The following is a 645-nucleotide window of genomic DNA, read 5'->3' on the forward strand; positions in this document are numbered from 1 at the left end:
CCCTGCGGCCGGTACGTGGAATTCCGCGGCCGGAGCCAGCCTGCTCTGGGAAGCCCGCAAAAACCTGGACTCCGACTCTCAACTGGCCCAATTCATGAATGGCGTCAGTACCATGATCAGCAACGGCAACCTGTCCGGGGCCGCTCGTTCCATGGCGGCGGCAGCGGGCTCCACGGTCAACGCCCTGGGCACTGCCCAGCGCGACGCCCTGCGCGAACAAATGGGATGGATACGCAACCGCACCAACCAAATGGGCGTCAACCCCGCCTACATCAACGAAGACCTTCCCTACTTCCACATGTGGATGGAAGGCACGGGCTCCTACGCCCAGCTGGACACCAAGGGGGATGAAAGCGGCTACAAGCTCACCACCTGGGGAGGCACCTTTGGGGTGGACGTGGACCTCAGCGACTCCTTCACGCTGGGGGCGGCCTTCACGGCCAACTACGGCGACCTGACGGCCAGCGCGGCGGACACGGCCGACGGCCATCTGGACAGCTACTACGCCAACCTCTTCGGGCGCTACCAGAGCAAGAGATGGGCCCACACGCTCATCCTGACGGGAGGCTGGAACGATGCCAAACTCAACCGTACGGTGGACTACGGAGCGGGCAGCTACAGGACGGAAGGCAACACCAACGGGTG

The 645-nt window shown here is 64.0% G+C and carries 1 protein-coding gene; it reads left to right on the forward strand.

The genetic code is table 11. From position 1 onward, the window contains the following. The coding region (locus ACFFUV_RS24130) for an autotransporter outer membrane beta-barrel domain-containing protein (protein WP_512701405.1) at positions 1-645 on the forward strand (645 nt) is incomplete at both ends.

Source organism: Vibrio olivae (assembly GCF_042428525.1).
Lineage (GTDB): Bacteria > Pseudomonadota > Gammaproteobacteria > Enterobacterales > Vibrionaceae > Vibrio > Vibrio olivae.